At 46.6% G+C, this 18,438-nt stretch carries 16 protein-coding genes; 7 read left to right on the forward strand and 9 right to left on the reverse strand.

Annotated features, from left to right (window positions below; translation table 11 throughout):
- Positions 1-15: 15 nt before the first annotated feature.
- Both dtd and ACF8EG_RS09585 read right to left on the reverse strand, forming a co-directional pair.
- On the reverse strand, positions 16-450 hold the full coding sequence (gene dtd, locus ACF8EG_RS09580) for a D-aminoacyl-tRNA deacylase (protein WP_005456795.1): 435 nt from the start codon (positions 448-450) through the stop codon (positions 16-18).
- Positions 422-1,366 carry a virulence factor BrkB family protein gene (locus ACF8EG_RS09585; protein ID WP_392419415.1) on the reverse strand — a complete coding sequence of 315 codons (945 nt, stop codon included), beginning with the start codon at positions 1,364-1,366 and terminating at the stop codon, positions 422-424. The genes dtd and ACF8EG_RS09585 overlap by 29 nt, the downstream gene beginning before the upstream one ends.
- 34 nt (positions 1,367-1,400) lie before the next feature.
- Here ACF8EG_RS09585 and ACF8EG_RS09590 point away from each other — a divergent pair, with 34 nt between their 5' ends.
- Complete coding sequence (locus ACF8EG_RS09590) at positions 1,401-2,042, forward strand: DUF2959 domain-containing protein (protein WP_005456820.1); 642 nt, start codon at positions 1,401-1,403, stop codon at positions 2,040-2,042.
- Between the two features lie 31 nt (positions 2,043-2,073).
- Here the strand turns inward: ACF8EG_RS09590 and ACF8EG_RS09595 are convergent, their stop codons facing one another.
- A complete protein-coding gene (locus tag ACF8EG_RS09595; RefSeq protein WP_023583838.1) occupies positions 2,074-2,616 on the reverse strand; it encodes an AAA family ATPase in 543 nt (180 codons plus the stop codon).
- A gap of 72 nt (positions 2,617-2,688) precedes the next feature.
- Complete coding sequence (gene typA / locus ACF8EG_RS09600) at positions 2,689-4,518, reverse strand: translational GTPase TypA (RefSeq protein WP_005456840.1); 1,830 nt, start codon at positions 4,516-4,518, stop codon at positions 2,689-2,691.
- Positions 4,519-5,047: 529 nt separating this feature from the next.
- On the opposite strand from typA, the gene glnA reads away from it, so the two are divergent.
- From glnA to add, 6 genes are all read left to right on the forward strand, one after another.
- Positions 5,048-6,457 (forward strand): glutamate--ammonia ligase, encoded by a 1,410-nt coding sequence (glnA, locus tag ACF8EG_RS09605; RefSeq protein WP_005456818.1) that lies wholly within the window; start codon positions 5,048-5,050, stop codon positions 6,455-6,457.
- A gap of 198 nt (positions 6,458-6,655) precedes the next feature.
- Positions 6,656-7,237, forward strand: coding sequence for a DUF4124 domain-containing protein (locus tag ACF8EG_RS09610; protein ID WP_069506348.1), 582 nt, complete (start codon positions 6,656-6,658; stop codon positions 7,235-7,237).
- A gap of 98 nt (positions 7,238-7,335) precedes the next feature.
- Positions 7,336-8,415, forward strand: a complete 1,080-nt coding sequence (gene glnL, locus ACF8EG_RS09615; RefSeq protein ID WP_031776386.1) for a nitrogen regulation protein NR(II) — start codon at positions 7,336-7,338, stop codon at positions 8,413-8,415.
- Between the two features lie 58 nt (positions 8,416-8,473).
- Positions 8,474-9,877 carry a nitrogen regulation protein NR(I) gene (gene glnG, locus ACF8EG_RS09620; protein ID WP_031822008.1) on the forward strand — a complete coding sequence of 468 codons (1,404 nt, stop codon included), beginning with the start codon at positions 8,474-8,476 and terminating at the stop codon, positions 9,875-9,877.
- A 101-nt stretch (positions 9,878-9,978) separates the two neighbouring features.
- Complete coding sequence (locus tag ACF8EG_RS09625; protein ID WP_069487968.1) at positions 9,979-12,525, forward strand: EAL domain-containing protein; 2,547 nt, start codon at positions 9,979-9,981, stop codon at positions 12,523-12,525.
- A gap of 147 nt (positions 12,526-12,672) precedes the next feature.
- Complete coding sequence (add, locus tag ACF8EG_RS09630) at positions 12,673-13,677, forward strand: adenosine deaminase (protein ID WP_015296070.1); 1,005 nt, start codon at positions 12,673-12,675, stop codon at positions 13,675-13,677.
- A gap of 70 nt (positions 13,678-13,747) precedes the next feature.
- On the opposite strand, the gene hemN is transcribed toward add, so the two are convergent.
- From hemN to ACF8EG_RS09655, 5 genes are all read right to left on the reverse strand, one after another.
- Positions 13,748-15,139: an oxygen-independent coproporphyrinogen III oxidase gene (hemN, locus tag ACF8EG_RS09635; protein WP_031854867.1), complete on the reverse strand. Its 1,392-nt coding sequence runs from the start codon at positions 15,137-15,139 to the stop codon at positions 13,748-13,750.
- Between the two features lie 185 nt (positions 15,140-15,324).
- Entirely contained in the window at positions 15,325-15,813 is a 489-nt protein-coding gene (locus ACF8EG_RS09640) for a DUF2489 domain-containing protein (protein ID WP_031815815.1), read from the reverse strand.
- Positions 15,814-15,820: 7 nt separating this feature from the next.
- A complete protein-coding gene (gene yihI, locus ACF8EG_RS09645) occupies positions 15,821-16,363 on the reverse strand; it encodes a Der GTPase-activating protein YihI (RefSeq protein ID WP_005496687.1) in 543 nt (180 codons plus the stop codon).
- The gene (locus ACF8EG_RS09650; RefSeq protein ID WP_069506346.1) at positions 16,363-17,001 is read right to left on the reverse strand and encodes a class I SAM-dependent methyltransferase; all 639 of its coding nucleotides are present in this window, start codon (positions 16,999-17,001) and stop codon (positions 16,363-16,365) included. The genes yihI and ACF8EG_RS09650 overlap by 1 nt, the downstream gene beginning before the upstream one ends.
- A 798-nt stretch (positions 17,002-17,799) precedes the next feature.
- Complete coding sequence (locus ACF8EG_RS09655) at positions 17,800-18,417, reverse strand: cytochrome c (protein WP_005478649.1); 618 nt, start codon at positions 18,415-18,417, stop codon at positions 17,800-17,802.
- Positions 18,418-18,438 lie beyond the last annotated feature (21 nt).

Here is an 18,438-nt window from a genome sequence, read left to right on the forward strand (position 1 = left end):
TGTATCCACGCCAGATTAGACCTGTAGCCAAAAAGTCACTGGGCCGTCATTAATTAATGACACTTTCATATCGGCCGCGAAGCGACCACGCTCGGTTGGCAATTCCTGCTCACACAAGTCAGAAAAGTAGTCATACAGACGTTCAGCGTCGGCTGGATGCGCACCACGAGAAAAGCCTGCACGTGTGCCTTTCTTGGTATCTGCCGGTAATGTAAATTGAGACACCACCAAAACCTTACCGTTCACTTGTTTGACGTTGAGGTTCATTTTTCCTTCGTCGTCTTCAAAGACTCGGTAGGTGGTCACACGTTCCATCAAACGTTTTGCTTTGGCTTCATCGTCGTCCTTCTCAACACCAAGTAGGACAAGAAGACCTGTATTGATTTCCCCAACCACTTCACCGTCTACACGAACGGCCGCTTCACTGACTCGTTGAATTAGCGCTATCACTACTCTCGCTTCCTTCATTTGCTAACTGAGATTCAGCCGACGAGTGTATCATGTCTAGATCTTCACTCCAGTGCTCTTGCTCACCCAATGCTGCGGTGACTTCTGCCCCCAGCAAGACGATCATCCAGCACAAGTAAACCCAGACAAACAAGATAGGAATTGCGGCTAAAGCGCCATAAATCAGCTGGTAAGACGGGAACTGAGTGATATAGAGGGCAAAGCCTTTCTTACTTAATTCAAACAGTATCGCCGCAACGGCGGTGCCTACAGCACCATGCGCTAAATGCACTTTTTTGTTTGGCACCAGAATGTACAAACCTAAAAATGCAAAAAATGACAGCAAGAGCGGCAACCAGCGTAAGAACAAATTGAAGGCGCCAGACAGCGTTTCATTTTCTAAGATTTGTAACGACGTGACATAAGACGTTGCTGCAATACTCGCGCCGACTAAAATCGGCCCCAGCGTTAATACCATCCAATACATCGAAAATGAGAACACCAAACGGCGCTTGTCTTTGACTCGCCAGATGTAGTTTAGATTTTTATCGATGTTGGAGATCAGCATCAGCGCAGCAATAAACAAGAAACCACCACCGACGGCACTCATTTTGCCAGTGTTCGCCACAAACTCTTGCAGTGCAGTGTGCACCGCCTCACCAGATGCCGGTACAAAGTTTTCGATGATGTAGCCTTGCAACACTTCGCCAACGTTCGCGAAAACAGGGAACTTCGACAATATTGATAACAGTACCGTTAACATTGGCACGATGGATAGCAAGGTAATATAGGCAAGGTAGCCAGCATTTACATTAACGCGATCATGCGTCAAACGCTTAAGAAGATACTTAAAAAACGCGACGCAACTTGGCAGTAGATTGCTCAATCTCGCCTTGTAACTCTCTGATAACTGGTTCATAGTTCATCCCATAATTAGCGTCGAGGACATAAGAATGCCTTATTTATTAGCAATTGTACTATCAATTTTCACTTTAACAGGGTGTCAATCTGCGTATTACTCTGCGATGGAGCAAGTGGGCTACCATAAACGAGATATTATGGTTGACCGAGTGGAAGATGCCAAAGAATCACAACAAGAAGCACAAGAAGAATTCACTAGCGCACTTGAAGCCTTATCAGCACTAACCAATTTTGACGGTGGTGAATTAGAAAGCGTTTACAACAACATCAATGACAAATACGAAGACAGCGAAAAAGCCGCTCAAGATGTGCGTGACCGTATTGCTGCAATCGAAGATGTCTCTGATGCCCTGTTTGAAGAATGGCAAGGCGAGTTAGACTTGTACACCAGTGCGAAACTGCGCCGCTCAAGCGAACAAAAACTGCGTGAAACCAAAGCCTCTTACAAAACCATGCTCAGCGCAATGAAGCGCGCAGAGAAAAAGATGACGCCAGTGCTGAACACACTGCGTGACAACACGCTGTACCTAAAACACAACCTCAACGCGAGTGCGATTGGTTCTTTGCAAGGAGAGTTCTCTAGCTTAGAGAAAGACATTCAATTTGCCATCAAACAAATGAACGAAGCGATCGCTGAATCGGATAAGTTCCTGCAAAAGCTTAATCAAAAGTAAATCATTCAGGCCTCCTCCTCGCGAGGAGGTTTTAGTCTGCTACCTCGCCGACTAAGCCTATTACTCTTCGAACAAAGCCTACGCGATCTTCGACACTGCCCCATGGCACTTCCACCACTTGATATCCGAGCTCAACATAAGTATTGATTAGGGTTTGATGGATTTTCAGCGCTTCTTCAAAGCTGTGCGGACGCACTTCATCTTGTACGTAAATGGACGCTTCAGGTCGACAAGTAAGCACCTGACTATGGTACCCAGCACTTTCAGTTAAGAAAGCTTGGTCAACGTGACAACCACCGACTTGCAGATAAGCAACAATATCTGGAATCGCGCGATCTACAAAAGCCACGTTAGTATTCAACGCTTCACGCTTTTGCTCACTCATTAGGTTAAGACACAATTTGGCAAACTCAGGCAGATTGGTCCACGGCAAAATGCCATTGTCCAACGCACTTTGCTGCTCTATCAACGAGCGTGAGCCTTCAGCAAACGTGGCGTAGCCTTGTTTGCCTAACGCGTTGAGTAACGTTGTTTTGCCCGCTCCTGGACCACCAGTAATCACAATCGGCTTCATGTTATCTCCCTAAAAACAACAAGCCCCGAGCTTAACTCGGGGCTTGTATTTAAGCTAATCCGCTACAGCAAATTATTTTGCTGAACGTGAAGCACGCTTACGGTCGCTTTCCGTTAGGAATTTCTTACGGATACGGATGCTTTCAGGTGTTACTTCTACTAGTTCGTCGTCATCGATGAATTCTAGAGCTTGTTCTAGAGTCATAACGATTGGCGGAGTAAGAACCTGTGCGTCATCTGTACCAGATGCACGAACGTTGGTTAGCTGCTTACCTTTCAGTGCGTTTACTGTTAGGTCATTGTCGCGGCTGTGAATACCGATAACCATGCCTTCGTAAACTTCTACACCGTGACCGATGAATAGACGACCACGCTCTTGAAGGTTGAACAGTGCGTTCGTTAGTGCTTTACCAGCTGCGTTCGCGATAAGTACACCGTTAACACGTTGACCAATGTTACCGCCTTTGTGAGGGCCGTAATGATCGAACGTATGGTAAAGAAGGCCAGAACCAGAAGTTAGCGTCATGAATTCCGTTTGGAAACCGATCAGACCACGAGATGGCATGATGAAGTCCATACGTACACGGCCTTTGCCGTCTGGAGCCATATCTTTTAGCTCACCTTTACGTAGGCCGATGTTCTCCATGATACCGCCTTGGTGCTCTTCCATAACGTCGATAGTTACGGTTTCGAACGGTTCCATTAGCTGACCATCTTCTTCTTTGATGATTACTTCTGGACGAGATACTGCAAGCTCGAAGCCTTCACGACGCATGTTTTCGATCAGGATAGATAGGTGAAGTTCACCACGGCCTGAAACGCGGAATTTGTCTGGATCGTCTGTTTGCTCAACGCGTAGTGCAACGTTGTGTACCAGTTCTTTCTCTAGACGCTCAAGGATGTTACGTGAAGTTACAAACTTACCTTCTTTACCAGCGAATGGAGACGTGTTTACTTGGAACGTCATCGTTACTGTTGGTTCATCAACAGACAGTGCAGGTAGTGCTTCTACTGCGTTTTGTGCACAGATAGTGTCAGAGATTTTTAGCTCGCCAAGACCAGTGATCGCAATGATATCACCTGCGTTAGCTTGCTCAACTTCGTGACGCTCTAGGCCTAGGTAGCCCATTACTGTGCCAACTTTACCGTTACGAGTTTTACCGTCAGCACCAATGATAGTTACTTGTTGGTTTGCTTTAACGCTACCACGAGTTACACGAGCAACACCGATAACACCAACGTAAGAGCTGTAGTCTAGCTGAGAAACTTGCATCTGTAGTGGACCATCAAGGTCAACATTTGGTGCGTCAACAACATCAACGATAGTTTGGAATAGTGGTTCCATGTTCTCGCCAGTTTCGCCTTCTTCTAGAGAAGCCCAACCGTTAAGTGCTGATGCGTAAACCACTTTAAAGTCTAGCTGGTCATCAGTTGCACCTAGGTTGTCGAATAGGTCGAACACTTGGTCCATAACCCAATCAGGACGAGCGCCTGGGCGGTCAATCTTGTTGATTACAACGATTGGCTTAAGACCGTGCGCAAATGCTTTTTGCGTTACGAAGCGCGTTTGTGGCATTGGGCCGTCAACCGCGTCAACGATAAGTAGTACAGAGTCTACCATCGACATGATACGTTCTACTTCACCACCGAAGTCCGCGTGTCCCGGAGTATCTACGATGTTGATACGGTAATCGTTCCAGTTAATTGCTGTGTTTTTAGCAAGGATTGTAATACCGCGCTCTTTCTCGATGTCGTTCGAGTCCATGACTCGCTCTTCAGCTTCACCGCGAGACTCTAGCGTGCCTGATTGTTGTAGCAGCTTGTCAACCAACGTTGTTTTACCGTGGTCAACGTGCGCGATAATCGCGATATTTCTTAATTTATCAATCTGTGGAGTAGCCATGGATATTGATTCACTTAGATAGATGAAATGCCCCCACGCTGAGAACGGGTGCTCTCTGGTGACATTTGCTGATTAAAAAAACGGCCATAATGTACCAGATTTTAGCAAAAAGCCTAGAAATATGTGATCTACTCCCGAGCATTTCTGTGAATTTTACGCTTAATGCCCACTTTCTTCCGCTGAACGAATTGATAAAACACAACTTTATTCTAATCGTTGCACAATACAAATTGACTCTTGCTCAAAAACTGGGCTGAATAAGCAATGCTGCTGTCACATTGTGGTGCAACAATCTTAATGCGCACCACTTTAGTGCAGACGTAGATCATTTTGGTGCAATCATTTGCACCAAACTAGCATCTAAAAACACAATTCATTGAAATTAATGGAATATTTTTTTTGGCACGGTTTTGGCTTTAGTAAACACAGCATCGATTAATGAAAAGTCAAAAAGATTAATCAATGCCGGGTTCATGAATATTTCATAAATCGAGCTTTTACCGCTTATTAACACTGGAGGTTATCCAAGATGTCAGTAGAAAACGTTCTATCGCTGATCCAAGAAAACGAAGTAAAGTTTGTTGACCTACGCTTCACTGATACAAAAGGTAAAGAGCAGCACATTTCGATTCCTGCTCACCAAATCGATGCAGACTTCTTCGAAGAAGGTAAAATGTTCGATGGTTCATCAGTTGCTGGCTGGAAAGGCATCAACGAGTCAGACATGGTAATGATGCCAGACGCATCTTCAGCTGTGCTTGACCCATTCACGGAAGATGCAACGCTAAACATCCGTTGTGACATCCTAGAACCTGCAACAATGCAAGGTTACGACCGTGACCCACGCTCTATCGCAAAACGCGCTGAAGACTACATGCGCTCAACAGGTATCGCAGATACAGTGCTTGTTGGTCCTGAGCCAGAATTCTTCCTATTCGATGACGTGAAGTTCTCTAACGACATGTCAGGTTCTTTCTTCAAGATTGACGACATCGAAGCAGCATGGAACACAGGCAGCGACATCGAAGGCGGTAACAAAGGTCACCGTCCAGGCGTTAAAGGCGGTTACTTCCCAGTAGCTCCTGTTGACTCTTCTCAAGACATCCGCTCTGCAATGTGTCTAATCATGGAAGAAATGGGCCTAGTTGTTGAAGCGCACCACCACGAAGTGGCGACTGCGGGTCAAAACGAAATCGCAACTCGTTTTAATACGCTAACAACGAAAGCTGACGAAATCCAAATTTACAAATACGTAGTACATAACGTTGCTCACGCATTTGGTAAAACAGCGACATTCATGCCTAAACCACTCGTTGGCGACAACGGCTCTGGCATGCACGTTCACCAATCTCTAGCAAAAGACGGCGTTAACCTGTTTGCTGGCGACAAGTACGGCGGTCTATCTGAAACAGCGCTTTACTACATCGGCGGTATCATCAAACACGCTCGTGCAATCAACGCGTTTGCTAACCCATCAACAAACTCGTACAAGCGTCTTGTACCTGGATTTGAAGCACCAGTTATGCTTGCTTACTCTGCACGTAACCGTTCAGCTTCTATCCGTATCCCAGTGGTACCAAGCCCGAAAGCACGTCGTATCGAAGCTCGCTTCCCAGATCCAGCAGCAAACCCATACCTAGCGTTTGCTTGTCTACTGATGGCTGGTCTTGACGGTATCAAGAACAAGATCCACCCAGGCGAAGCGATGGACAAAGACCTTTACGATCTACCAGCAGAAGAAGCAGCTGAGATTCCTAAAGTGGCTGAGTCTCTAGAAGTGGCTCTAAATGCACTAAACGAAGACCGTGAGTTCTTAACAGCGGGCGGCGTATTCTCTGACGACTTTATCGATTCTTACATCGCACTTAAGTCAAAAGACGTTGAGCGCATCAACATGGCAACTCACCCACTTGAGTTCGAACTTTACTACTCTGTATAAGGTTCAAACTGTGTAAAATGTAAACACAGTAACAAAATATTAGGCTCGCCTCGCAGGCGGGCCTTTTTTGTATTCGTCAGTCAAGATTCGCCGTTTAACATGAGGAGATAATAAAAATACGCTTGGGCTATTTTTACCTTGTAGGTCAAAGGTCTAAGCCATTGAAACGTGAAATCATCGATCAAAAGAAGGTGAGCCATGAAAGTTCAGCTTATTCCATCGCTATGTGTACTCAGCGGCACACTACTGGCCTCTGTAGCCTCGGCTCAGATCGCTTACACTTGGGTAGACGAAAACGGCGTAGTGCACTTCAGTGACACCCCAAACCAAGGCGCGAAGACCATCGCATTGCCCAATCTTGAAGCCAGTGCACCAGCACCAGAAGTCGAGAGCACTGAATCACTTGCGCCACAAGCCAAAACAGCCCCCGAGCCAGAAGAAGATCTAGAAAAGAAATCGGATAAGCCTCAACCTTTGCAGCTGGCGATGCTCACACCTCAACACAATGAAACCATTCGTAGTAATCGTGGCTTGATCAATATCCAGCTGGAAGCCAATCGTAAGCTTGGCATTGGTGAACAACTGCAACTGTTCTTCGATGGGAAACCTTATGGCGCACCTCAAACGCAGCTCACTTGGCAATTAAACAACATCGATCGCGGCACACATACTATCGCGGTTCATGCTAAACGAAGCGGCAAGCTTATTGCATCTACTAGCCCTATAACGGTGCATTTACATAGAGCAAGCGTTAAGCCGACCGTAAAAGGGGCAAAATAGAAAATCGGAGTAAAAAAGTCGCATCACAATGAGGCTTTTTACTTTTTCTTCTGAGCTTTCTTCGCCATACTTAACGTTCTATTGCACCATTATTGTGCATCGCACAATCTCAACGCAAACAAGGACGTAATGTGGATACCAGTCTCCCTAGTGCCATACTCAACAACATGGTCACAGCAACGCTGATTCTTGATGATGGATTGGCCATCCGCTATGCCAATCCAGCCGCTGAGCTGTTGTTTTCGCAAAGCGCCAAACGCATTGTCGAACAATCGCTTTCTCAACTGATTCAGCATGCATCGTTGGACTTAGCCTTACTAACTCAGCCACTGCAAAGCGGCCAAAGCATTACCGACAGTGACGTGACGTTTGTCGTCGATGGTCGTCCGCTAATGCTGGAAGTCACGGTAAGTCCAATCACTTGGCAACGACAACTCATGCTGTTGGTTGAAATGCGTAAGATAGATCAACAACGACGCCTCACTCAAGAGCTCAACCAGCACGCCCAGCAACAAGCCGCCAAACTGCTCGTGCGCGGTTTAGCTCATGAGATCAAAAATCCACTTGGCGGATTACGCGGTGCGGCGCAGCTGCTGGAAAAAATGTTGCCCGATCCATCGTTAACCGAATACACCCACATCATTATCGAACAAGCCGATCGACTAAGAGCGTTAGTCGATCGCCTACTTGGCCCACAGAAACCGGGCAAAAAGACACAAGAAAATCTGCACCAAATTCTGGAGAAAGTACGCCAATTGGTCGAGTTAGAATCTCAAAACTCGATCATCATCGAACGCGACTACGACCCGAGCTTGCCCGAGATTTTGATGGATGCGGATCAAATAGAACAAGCGATGCTGAACATCGTCAGCAACGCGGCACAAATTCTTGCTCATCAAGAGCACGGCAACATCACCATTCGCACCAGAACGGTGCATCAAGCCAACATTCATGGCAAACGCTGCAAATTAGCGGCGCGCGTCGAGATCACTGATAACGGGCCGGGCATTCCACCAGAATTACAGGACACCTTGTTTTATCCCATGGTCAGCGGGCGCGAAGGCGGCACCGGACTTGGGTTGTCTATTTCACAAAACCTGATCGACCAGCACAACGGAAAAATCGACGTTGAAAGCTGGCCTGGCCACACCACTTTTACAATTTATTTGCCGATTTGACCTCACGAATGGATTTCGTTGAGCGCCAATTTACGGTTTTTGCTGCAAGGATTAGTACATGAGTAAAGGATATGTTTGGGTCGTCGATGACGACAGTTCAATTCGCTGGGTTATGGAGAAAACGCTCTCCTCAGCCAACATAAAATGCGAAACCTATGCCGATGGGGAAAGCGTTTTGATGGCGCTTGAGCGCGAAGTGCCAGACGTACTGGTGTCTGATATTCGCATGCCCGGTATCGACGGATTAGAACTGCTCAAGCAAGTGCAACGTGATTACCCTGATTTGCCGGTGATCATCATGACCGCGCATTCCGACTTAGATGCCGCCGTTAATGCCTATCAAAAAGGCGCTTTCGAGTATCTGCCAAAACCGTTTGATATCGATGAAACCTTAACGCTGGTCGAACGTGCGATTGCCCACAGCCATGAAAACAAACGCGAGCAATTGTCTTCAGAAGATGTCCCGGCCGACACGCCAGAGATCATCGGTGAAGCGCCAGCAATGCAGGAAGTGTTCCGCGCTATTGGCCGCCTTTCTCGCTCGTCGATTTCCGTTCTGATCAACGGGGAGTCCGGTACGGGTAAAGAGCTGGTTGCTCATGCCCTTCACCGCCATAGCCCTCGCGCCAACAAACCTTTTATCGCTCTCAATATGGCCGCGATTCCAAAAGACTTGATTGAGTCTGAGTTGTTCGGTCACGAAAAAGGCGCATTTACGGGCGCGAACAGTGTTCGTCAAGGCCGCTTCGAGCAAGCCAACGGAGGCACGCTCTTTTTGGACGAAATCGGTGACATGCCGCTGGATATCCAGACACGTTTGCTGCGCGTGTTGGCGGATGGTCAGTTCTACCGTGTTGGTGGTCACTCTCCGATTCGTGTCGATGTACGTATTGTCGCCGCCACGCACCAAAACCTCGAAAAGCTGGTACACCAAGGCGATTTTCGTGAAGACTTGTTCCACCGCTTGAACGTCATTCGCGTACAAATTCCTGCGCTTCGTGAACGCAAACAAGACATTGAAAAGCTCACACAACACTTTCTGGTACGCGCCGCAGATGAGCTTGGAGTGGAAACCAAAACCTTACACCCGTCGACGGTCGAAATTCTCAATCGACTCAATTGGCCGGGCAACGTACGTCAGCTAGAAAACATTTGTCGCTGGTTAACCGTGATGGCGAGTGGCAGTGAAGTATTACCGAACGATTTGCCTTCAGAGCTTTTGGAAGAGAAGAAGACCGTTTCGGATTCAACCAAAGGTAGCTGGCAAGAACAATTGGCGGACTGGGCACGCCAATCGCTCGCTGCGGGGGATAAAGAACTACTTTCTTTCGCATTACCAGAATTTGAGCGCATTTTATTAGAAGCTGCATTGGAGCACACTAAAGGTCACAAGCAAGATGCCGCTAAAGTATTAGGCTGGGGACGCAATACGCTAACCAGAAAGTTAAAAGAGTTGTACTGACCGTCACTTAAGCAGTGAGTTAACAATGAGAGTGCTTATCGCTCGATATTAACAAAAATGTCAGTACAATTAAGGTGAACCATCCCTAATGTGACTAGGCAATGTCTACTGCAAAGACTCAAATTACACTACGTACTGCTGTACTCATCCCTTTTGTGATGATTTTCTTACTGGCTATCGGTGTGATTGTCTACGTCCAAAAACAAAGCTATGAAGAGGTGGTGACCGACATCAGCGATAAACAGCTGTCGGTGTTGACCGAAAGTGTCTACGACCACCTCAATAGTTATCTGCGAAAACCGTTTACGGCGGTGATGACGCTTGCTCACAACGTGAGTTATCACAACCTGTACCATCCCCATGATACGCGAGATGTCCAAGCCTACTTATTGAGCGCGTTTCAGAACCTATACCGTTCTATTCCGCAGCTGGACGTGATTGCTTTTGGTTCGGAAACTGGCGATTTCGCGGGTTTTCGTCGCGAGATCTCCGACGATTACACCTTGATGGTTCAAGATAAATACACAGATGGTAAGTTAATCATCTACGGCACAGATCATGTCAGTAATGATATTCGTACTGTCATCACGCCTTACGACCCAAGAACTCGTCCTTGGTATAAACCCGTCGCCAAAGACGAAAAACCGATGTGGTCAAAAATCTACACCAATGCGGATGAACGCCAAGACATCACCTTATCTGCTATGACACCGGTGTACGAACACCAAGAATTTGCGGGCGTATTGGTGACAGACATTCGTATCAATACCTTCAATGAGTTTCTACGCGTCATCAAGAAGAACACCAAAGCATCGGTCTTTATCATGGACCAAGAACACCGATTAGTGGCACATTCTGGCCCAGGCAGCGTGGTGTCTTGGGGCACGAAGTTTTCGGATAAAGGCCAACGCTTGTTCGCCTCTGAAAGCGCAGACCCGATCATCAAAATCAGCGCCTCCCGCGTGCGTGGCTTTGACTTGTACCATACAGACCAACCGTACACGTTTGAGTTTGACCACAGCGGCCAACGTATTTTTAGCCGCATCACGCCCTACTATGATCCAAACGGTCTAACTTGGTTCATCGGCACTTCTATCTCGGAATCTGATTTGCTTGGCCTCTTACCGAAAAGCCAAGAGAAAAGCTGGATTGTTGGTATCGTCGTCAGCTTGTTTGGCATCGGCTTTAGTTGGGTTATCTTTGAACGCGTTACTCGACCAATCAACGCCACTGCCGATGCAGCTCAACACCTAGCAAATGGCGATTGGGATAGCTCAATGCCCCAACCTGGCCGTGTGTACGAAACGACCGTGCTCGCAAAAGCCTTTAATGAAATGGCCAGCAACCTCAAAGCCTCATTTAAGGCGCTGCGCGATCAGCTGGTGTATGACTCATTAACTCGACTCTACAGCCGCCAAGGATTAATCGAAATCTGCGAAAACAAACCCAATTTGTGTCACGGTAGTTTGTTCTTATTGGGGATCAACAAATTTAGAGATATCAACGACAGCGTGGGACACCACAATGGTGATCAGCTGTTGGTTAGCATCGCAGAAAGGCTGAAGCAACAATTCCCAGACAACACCATGCTGGCCCGAATTGGTGGCGATGAGTTCGCTCTGTTTATGCCAGATATGGATAAAGACGAAGACATCCGTTTAACAGAACGTCGCCTACAACAACTGTTCGCAGCACCATTTATGGTTGAAGGTGAAAGCGTGGTGATGAAGATCTCACTAGGGATTGTGCAAACCAAGCATGGTGAGAACATGCCGCTTTGGCTACGCAATGCCAGCATTGCTCTGAGCTACGCGAAGCAAGATCCACTGACGGGCATTTGTTACTACAGCCCAGAACTCGCGAGCGCATCGAAGTTTCGTACTCAACTGCTCACGAAGATGCAAACGGGCATCGACAAGCGCGAATTTGTGCCTCATTATCAGCCGCTCATCGATCTCGCGAGTGGTAACGTATGTGGCGCCGAAGCTCTAGCTCGCTGGAATAGCGAAAGCGGTATGATTTCACCATTAGATTTCATCCCAATCGCGGAAGAAAGCGGCATGATCAAAGCCATTGGCCAACAAATCTTGCTGCAAGCGTGCCGAGACACATACAAAGCCATCGAGAACAAACAGTGGCCGTCAGACTTCCAATTGCACGTGAACATCTCGGTCAATCAGCTCTCCTGTCCGGCGTTTGTCGACACCGTGACACGAGTGCTGGATGTCACCAAGCTGCCCGCCAAAAACCTCACGTTAGAGATCACCGAGTCGCGCATTATTGATAGCGCACCAACGACTCTGGAAAACATGACGAAGTTGCGTGATATGGGCATTGGCATCGCCATTGATGATTTTGGTACGGGTTACTCTTCTCTTGGTTATCTGCATTCACTGCCGTTCACTTGCTTGAAGATCGATCGCACGTTCATCAATCAGCTCACCAAAGAGAACCTCGACAGCTCAGTAGTAGCCGCAGTGATCAATATCACCGCAGGATTAAAAACCAATGTCGTGGCAGAAGGTGTAGAAGACAGCACGCAAGCGCAACTGTTGCGTTCTCTGGGCTGCCATCAAGTCCAAGGTTTCTATTACAGTCGCCCAATTCCTCTGGATGAATGGCCAACACATTTGGTTAACATGAAGTAGAAAAGAGCGAGAATCGTTGAATTCCTAGTCATCCTCTACTGACAATCTACCTAACTGTTATTTATACTTAACTGCAAATCTTACCCATGTATTGTCACAGATAATGTTTGGGCCCTGTTCCAGTTCATAACTATCCGGATCGACATAATGATAACTAAGAATCTTCCTCTAACTGATTTGCACCGCCACCTTGACGGTAACATTCGTACTAAGACTATCCTTGAGCTTGGCCAAAAATTTGGCATTGCTCTGCCAGCGTACGATATTGAGTCTCTCACTCCACACGTTCAAATTGTCGAAGCGGAACCATCTCTTGTTGCTTTCCTTTCCAAGCTTGACTGGGGCGTAGCAGTACTGGGCGATCTTGACGCTTGTCGTCGCGTTGCTTATGAAAACGTTGAAGATGCGCTAAACGCACAAATTGATTACGCCGAACTGCGTTTCTCACCATACTACATGGCGATGAAACACAAACTGCCAGTCGCTGGCGTAGTTGAAGCGGTTGTCGATGGCGTACAAGCAGGCATGCGAGACTTTGGCATCAAAGCGAACCTTATCGGTATCATGAGCCGCACATTTGGCACAGATGCATGTCAGCAAGAACTGGATGCCATTCTAAGCCAGAAAGACCACATCGTAGCAGTAGACCTTGCAGGTGATGAGCTTGGCCAACCAGGCGATCGCTTTGTCTCTCACTTCAAACAAGTGCGTGATGCAGGCCTAAACGTGACAGTTCACGCTGGTGAAGCGGCGGGCGCTGAAAGCATGTGGCAAGCCATTCAAGAGCTTGGTGCAACGCGTATCGGCCACGGTGTGAAAGCGATTCACGATCCAAAACTGATGGATTACCTAGCGGAAAACCGTATCGGTATCGAATCGTGCCTGACGTCGAACTTCCAAACCAGTACGGTCGATTCTCTAGCAAATCACCCACTGAAACAGTTCCTAGACCACGGCGTTCTAGCGTGTCTAAATACGGATGACCCAGCGGTAGAAGGTATTGAGCTTCCGTACGAATACGAAGTGGCGGCGCCAGCAGCCGGCCTGAGCCAAGAGCAGATTCGCCAAGCGCAAATCAATGGCCTTGAGCTTGCTTTCATTTCTGATGCAGAAAAAGCAGAACTGAAAGAAAAAGTTAAAGATCGCGTTTAATCAGCGCAAAAATTATAAAAAATGCCAGCATTTGCTGGCATTTTTTGTATTTGGAATCGGCAAGCGATGATCAAATAACGCGAGAAAATTGCTGCTGACGCGCTTTTGCTCGCAGATATTTATCGAAGCTCATACATATGTTACGAATAAGCAGGCGACCACGCAGTGTTACTCGAATTTCATTGTCATCCACTTCCACCAACTCATCATTGATGAACGTTTGCAGCAATTGCAGGTCTTCTTTGAAGTACTGTTCAAATTTCACTCTGAATTCAGATTCGATCGCTTTTTTATCAAGCTTAAAGTTACAAATCAGCTGCTTAATGACTTCTCGACGGAGCAAGTCATCCGAATCGAGTGAGACACCTTTCCACAATGCGTGGCGAAGGTCATTTACTTGAGCGTAGTACTTCTTGAGCTCTTTTTGGTTTTGCGCGTACGCATCACCAATCATTGAAATGGCAGAAACACCAAAACCCACCAAGTCACACTCTCCTTGAGTGGTGTAACCTTGGAAATTGCGATGCAACACTCCTTCACGCTGCGCAACGGCGAGTTCGTCGTCAGGCATCGCAAAATGGTCCATGCCGATAAACTGGTAGCCAGCACCCGTCAAAGTTGCGATCGTGTCTTGGAGAATTGCCATTTTCTCTTCTGCTTTTGGCAAATCTTCGTCTTTAATCTTACGCTGCGCAGCAAACAATTGCGGCATGTGTGCGTAGTTAAAGACCGACAGACGACCCGGCTGCATTTCCAGCACTTGTTCTAACGTCTTCGCAAAAGATGTTTTGGTCTGCTTCGGCAAACCGTAGATCAAATCGAGGTTGGTCGAACGGAAACCCAACTCTTTCGCTCGTGCCACCATCGCAAAGATGAATTCTTCATCTTGCTCACGGTTAACCAGTTTTTGCACTTCTTTGTTGAAGTCCTGAACACCGATGCTCAAGCGGTTGAAGCCTTCACTACGAAGGTGATACAACATGGTGATCTGAATTTCACGCGGGTCTACTTCAATGCTGATTTCTGCGTCATCACTGAATGTAAATTCTTGGCGTAGCAAGTTCATCACGCGAGTGATTTGCTTTTCAGATAGAAACGTCGGTGTACCACCACCAAAATGCAATTGCGTCACGGTACGACCAACGAGCAATGCAGCGCGTTGACGAATTTCGTGTTCAAGCACGTCGAGGTATTCATCCGCTTTGTGCGAGTGGCGTGTAATGACTTTATTACAACCACAGTAGTAGCAAAGCTTATGGCAAAACGGAATGTGTACGTACAGCGATAACGGACGCTCTGGGTACTGAGTGCATGCCATATCATAGTCTGAGATGGTAAACGCTTCATGAAACTCCAGCGCCGTTGGGTACGACGTGTAGCGAGGACCGGAATAGTTGTACTTATCCAATACCGCTTGATCCCAGACGATTTGCTGTTTCGATTCAGTGTGTTGATTCGACATGGTGGTACTTTCCGTTAAATGCTAGGGCAACGAAAGCCGTCACCCGATATTCAGAATCGCTATTTTGCCATACGACGATGGCAACCGTGGCAACACCTGATGGCTTTTTAATTATAAATCCAAAGAAGTGCTAGCGTGATCACGATAGCCCCAATGGTCATAAAACAAACCAATGGGGATTATCGTTAAAGCATCTGAATATTGATTTGATTATTTAGTGGCTGGACGTTTTTCTGCAACACTTTGAGTTCCTCGATGATCGCATCTGTTAAGCGGCTTTCCGCTTTCTGACGCGTCAGGTTCTGTTGCATACGTTCTTTCTTGGCAAGTTGCTGACGCTCTTCACCGCGCGCCATATCTTTAACGATATGGTAAAGCTCGGAAATTGCAGGGTACACTTCGTCGAAGTTCACACGATTCTCACCTTGAACATAATCCATGATGCAGTACACGCGAATACTGATTTCCGACAAATCGCACTGGCCTTGAATGCCTGCCTGACACAAGGTATGCACATTCTCAAAAATGTTGGCATTACGTTTATCAATCGCCAACTTTTGATGCTTCAGCTGCAATTCCTTTTGCTTTTTCAATTGAAGCAGAAGGTAACCTGCATAAGAAGCCAGCGCGATAATGATCACTGCACCCGCAATAGCTAATAAGGTTACATTCATGGCTTAATTATCCTTTGTAGTCTTCGAAGTTAATATCGTCGAAATCCGCTAATAAATCATCGTCATTACGAGAACCTTTCGCAGAAGAAACGGTAAAATCTTCCTCTTCTTCAGGTTCTAGCAGACCAAGTTGGTCCATTAGCTTTTCAATACGATCAAGCTTCTCATCCACGTATTTTTGTAGACCTGTACCTAGGTTTTCACCCGCTTCAATGCGATCCAACAACACGTTCAATTGCGCGTCATTTTCTAGCATTTCTAGCTCTTGTTCCGCAGATAGACGACGCTCTTGCTTCGTCATCTTCTTCACTGGTTCAACAATCAGAGGGATCTTCTTCTTGCTGCCTAAACGTGGGTCACGATTTTGCGCAGAAGATTGCTTTTTCTGTTCGTTAACTTCTGAGTTGCGGCTACCTGTCTTCAAGCCTTTACGCTTTTTCGCGCGCTTGCGTAGACGGCCTTCAACGTCAGATTCGGTACGGTTACGAGTTACAACAAACTCAGGTGCGCCAGCGGCACCCGGCTTTCTAGATTTCTTTTTACGGCTCATTACTGGGTCTTCCTCAGTAAAATTACATCATTACCAATAAATTCGAGTTCGAGCTTATCCCGCTCAGCAAGGAACTGGAAGGTATCACGGCTAAAGAGCACCACGTGAGTTGGGTCATTCTTATAGTGCCATGATTTAAAAGCCTCCACGTCGATGACCATTTTCGTCATCAGGCCAATCCAGCCCCCTGGCTTAACTAAATTCAACCATTGCTTCCACACCACATCGGGATGGTAGAGGTGCTCTATCACCTCTGTCGCTGTCATGAAGTCATACTGCTTTTCTAGCACCGCAGTATCTGGGTGATAGTAAATATCGTACAACGCCATGTTGTGCCCTGCTTCTTCTAGCATTAAGGAAAGCGTCGGGCCCGGACCACAACCAAAGTCGATTCCGTTCGATTGTGGTGAAATTCGCTCTGTGATTGGGTCAGCAATACGCGACAAAAAACGTCGATAGCCCATATCTTCTGGGTTGTTCTCATGCAAATCATAGTGAGCTTTTTCAGTTTCCGCATCCAAACGTTGGTCTGGATTAACGAATACCAAGTAGCACTGCTCACATTGAAGATATTCGCGATGCTTATCTTCAAAATAGTGACGAGTATGCTGATTGTGGCATAAAGGACAGGTATGCATGCTGACTTCCTCAAACAGGGATGCGAAACATACCAGAAAGTGGACTCAGATTGGAGAGGCACTGAATACTTTTTCAGCAGTTTTTGTTAAAAAACTTTGTTTAAGAACCCATCGAAAGGCATCAGTGTAGTAATCCCTCTTCAGATTGGTGGTTGCCGAGAAAAAACGGCATAAAAAAAGCGACAGTCAAACTGTCGCTTTCTAAGTGCCATCAAGTGGCGAAACTGTGTTGCACGCATTTAGTGCACCAAGAATCCTTTTGTTTTTCGTGCTTTCCTTGCCAAAAAGTGTTGTTTTTCATCTTCCTGATGAGTTTTGGCTATCCCTTTACTTCCTGTCTTCTGAGCAACTTCCTGTGCCTGATCCTTTCCACTGTCTTAACCATAAGACGAGATGACCATCCGTATCGAGCAGGCTCCTTGCCTACCTAATTCCGTTTTCCGATCACCAAGCTATCCTAGCTTGCGTCCATGAAGACCTTGAATCCGTGGTCTAAAATCCTGCAATTCACCCCCTGTGAACGCTTTCTACTTTACGTAATCCCGACGCACTCACAAGTTAGCGGCAGGAAATATTAGCGATGATTTTTTCGAAAAAATTAAAAACATCAATTAATCAAAAGGTTAAAAATAAGAAGAAGACATTCGCAATCGAAGGTATGGCAAATGTCTTACAAGCTTTCGAGCAGATATCGATGACACCCTCAAAAATCACGTGTGAGCCACATCACCAACAAAAATGCCCCAGCGAAATCGCTGGGGCATTTTTGTACAACTTTGCTCGAACTATGTAGGGGTATCAGTGCAGACCGCCAACGTATTTCGACAGAACTTCGATATCTTCATCTGTCATTTTCTTCGCGATGTCACGCATCATGGCATTCATATCGTTGCCACGGTTACCATCACGGAATTTTTCTAACTGAGCTTTGATGTAGTCAGCGTGCTGACCAGAAATTTTAGGGAAACCTGAAAGCTCAGTACCGTTACCACGCGGACCGTGACATGCCATACATGCCGTTAGACCACGCTCTGCATCACCCGCGGTGTAAAGCACTTTACCTTTTGCTACCACATCTTCAGGTGTCGAGCTTTCTGAAGTTGGTAGAGAAGAGTAGTATGCTGCAAGATCTGCGATGTCTTCATCGCTTAGCGGCATTGCCATGCCACTCATTACAGGATCGTAACGACCTTGTTTACCACCACTTGTCATACCTAGCTTAAGATCTTTTAACTGCTTCTCAAGATACTTAGCGTGTTGGCCTGCTAGTTTAGGGTACATTGCGATTGCACTGTTGCCATCTGCTCCGTGACAGGCGACACAGGTTTGTGATTTTGCTTTACCAGCCTCAATATTACCTTGGGCCCATACTGAGCAACTGGCTAAAAGACTCAAAATTAGCGCTAATTTCTTCATGACATTCCATTATAATTATCA

Source organism: Vibrio sp. YQ_11 (assembly GCF_043103065.1).
GTDB classification, from domain to species: domain Bacteria; phylum Pseudomonadota; class Gammaproteobacteria; order Enterobacterales; family Vibrionaceae; genus Vibrio; species Vibrio parahaemolyticus.